Origin of the sequence: Dietzia sp. B44 (genome assembly GCF_014145245.1) — a bacterium.
In the GTDB taxonomy this organism is placed as follows: Bacteria; Actinomycetota; Actinomycetes; order Mycobacteriales; family Mycobacteriaceae; genus Dietzia; species Dietzia natronolimnaea.
On the sequence record NZ_JAALEF010000070.1, the window covers coordinates 1 to 2,755 of the forward strand.

Sequence of the window (2,755 nt, forward strand, 5' to 3'; positions counted from 1 at the left end):
GGCCTCGTCGTCGGCGTCCGGGTCGCCCCCGTCGTCGTCGAGCTCCACCCAGCCCCGCAGCGACGCGACGGCCGGGCACCGCCGGTCGGCCAGCGCGGCGTGGAGTTCCACGTCGGGGTTCAGGCCGGGTTGGACCAGTCGGAACACCTTGACCATGAGGTCGTCGCCGAACACCAGGGACGAGTTGGACTGCTCGCCCTCGAGCAGCCTGCCCCGGGCGGGCTCCGGGGCGGGAGCGCCCGGGACCAGGCGGAACCGCAGCCCTCCCACCTCGTCCTGCCCGGAGAGGTGCGACACCAGCGACTCGGTCCCGCGCGGATCACGCAGTCCGTCGTAGACCACCGGTGAGGCGCCGTCGGGGGTCAGGGGGAGCGTCCGGCGGTCGTCCGGCAGGGTCCGCGCGGTGGCCAGTGGGACCTGATAGCGTTGTGGTCGCCCGTCCACCTCCACGTCCACCAGCAGGTGCTCCACCAGGACGTCGGCGTGGTCGAGCAACACCGCCCGCCGGGCGATCCGCACCGCCGACAGTCGCCGGCCCTTTCCCGCGAACCAGCGTTGTCCGGGGAGCCACTCGGTCAGCAACCTGACCATGGCGTCGTCGTCGACGGGGGTGATGCTCATGCCGCGCCTCTCATGCCGGGGTGTCCGTGGGACTGCGCAGCTCCAGCCAGTAGAAGCCGTAACCGGGCAGGGTGAGCTGGTACGGGTCGGCGTCGATCTCCGGGAACGGGACCCCGCCGGTGAGCTCGGTGGGCCGTCGACCGGCGAACTCCGACAGGTCCAGGCGCACGGCCTGCGGGAACCTCGAGAGATTGTTGACGCACAGGATCACGTCCGCCCGGGGGTCCTCCTCGGGGGACCCCATCGTCCGCAGATAGGCCAGGATGCTCGGGTTGGAGCCACCCAGATCGGTGAACTCGCCGCGTCCGAACGCGGGGTGGCTCTTGCGCACGTGGATCATGCGCCGCGTCCAGTGCAGCAGGCTGGCGGTGGAATTGAGTTGCGCCTCCACGTTGACGCCCTGGTAGCCGTACTGCGGGTCCATGATCACCGGGAGGTAGAGCCGGCCCGGGTCGCACCGGGAGAACCCGGCGTTGCGGTCGGGGCCCCACTGCATCGGCGTGCGGACGGCGTCGCGGTCGCCCAGCCAGATGTTGTCACCCATGCCGATCTCGTCGCCGTAGTACAGCACCGGGGACCCGGGCAGGCTGAGCAGCAGCGCCGAGAACAGCTCCAGCTGGTTGTGGTCGCCGTCGAGCAGCGGGGCCAGGCGGCGGCGGATGCCGATGTTGGCCTTCATCCGCGGGTCCTTGGCGTACTCCGCGTACATGTAGTCGCGTTCCTCGTCCGTCACCATCTCGAGCGTGAGCTCGTCGTGGTTGCGCAGGAAGATGCCCCACTGGGCGGAGGACGGGATGTCGGGGGTGTGCGCGAGGATCTCGGTGACGGGGAACCGGGACTGACGCCGCACCGCCATGAAGATCCTGGGCATCAGCGGGAAGTGGAACGCCATGTGGCACTCGTCGCCCACCTCGGGCTCGCCGAAGTACGCCACCACGTCCTCGGGCCACTGGTTGGCCTCGGCCAGCAGGACCCGGCCGGGGTACTCCTCGTCCACCACCGCCCGGCACTTGCGCAGGAACTCGTGCGTCTCGGGGAGGTTCTCGCAGTTGGTGCCGTCGCGCTCGAACAGGTACGGCACGGCGTCCAGGCGGAACCCGTCGATCCCCAGGTCCAACCAGAACCGCAGGACGTCGATCATCGCGTCCTGGACCTCGGGGTTGTCGTAGTTGAGGTCGGGCTGGTGGGAGAAGAAGCGGTGCCAGTAGAACTGTCCGCGCACCGGATCGTAGGTCCAGTTGGAGGTCTCGGTGTCGACGAAGATGATGCGGGCGTCCGGGTACCGGGTGTCGTCGTCGGACCACACGTAGAAGTCCCCGTACGGCCCGGTCGGATCGGACCGCGACTCGGTGAACCAGGCGTGGGTGTCGGAGGTGTGGTTCATCACCAGGTCGGTGATCACCCGGATGCCCCGCTGGTGCGCCTGGTCGAGGAAGTCGACGAAGTCCTCGACGGTCCCGAACTCGGGCAACACGGCGCGGAAGTCGCGGATGTCGTACCCGCCGTCGCGGAGCGGCGAGTCGTAGAACGGCGGCAGCCAGAGGCAGTCGACCCCCAACCACTCCAGGTAGTCGAGCTTCTCGGTGAGCCCGCGCAGGTCCCCGGTGCCGTTGCCGTCGGAGTCGTTGAACGCCCTGACCAGGACCTCGTAGAACACGGCTGACTTGTACCAGTCCCGATCGATCTCGAGCTCGGCCGCGTGCCGGTAGTTGTCGGCACTGGGCTCGACCACGTGACCGTCGTCGGTGAGCTCGGGCTCGGGGTGTCGGGGATCGGACCGGTGGGGGTCGGCCTGGTGTTGGTCGGGCTTGTGGCGCGACATCGGTGACATGGGGGCGAGCCTACGGCCCAGTACGATCCGTTGCATGCGGAAAATCGGCCCGGCGGAGCGTATCCGCGGCCTGAGGGGCGTGGATCCCGCGCGGTCGTATCGCCAGCGGCACGGCCGCCGGGCCCGCGCGCTGGCGGCCCTGTTGGATGTCGACGACGACGAGGTGGTCGTGCGCCCCTGGGAGTTGCGACTGCCCCGGACGGTCATCCTCGCCGCGGCCCGGACCAGGGGCCTGGAACCCGTGGGAGGCCCCGGGGAGCCCGGGCGACGCGGACCGTGGCTGGAACCGATGCGTTTCACCCG

General features: G+C 69.8%; 3 protein-coding genes. 1 reads left to right on the forward strand and 2 read right to left on the reverse strand.

The window, feature by feature from the left end; all coding sequences use genetic code 11:
* Both G6017_RS02980 and treS read right to left on the reverse strand, forming a co-directional pair.
* The coding region (locus G6017_RS02980) for a maltokinase N-terminal cap-like domain-containing protein (protein WP_524536234.1) at positions 1-621 on the reverse strand (621 nt) is incomplete at its 3' end.
* 10 nt (positions 622-631) lie between these two features.
* Entirely contained in the window at positions 632-2,443 is a 1,812-nt protein-coding gene (gene treS, locus G6017_RS02985; RefSeq protein ID WP_182615883.1) for a maltose alpha-D-glucosyltransferase, read from the reverse strand.
* Positions 2,444-2,486: 43 nt separating this feature from the next.
* On the opposite strand from treS, the gene G6017_RS02990 reads away from it, so the two are divergent.
* On the forward strand, positions 2,487-2,755 hold a 269-nt coding region (locus tag G6017_RS02990; protein ID WP_182615882.1), incomplete at its 3' end, for a hypothetical protein.

Excerpts from the sequence above, each read along its gene's own strand:
- treS (WP_182615883.1), bottom strand. The coding sequence starts at position 2,443 with ATGTCGCGCCACAAGCCCGACCAACACCAGGCCGACCCCCACCGGTCC.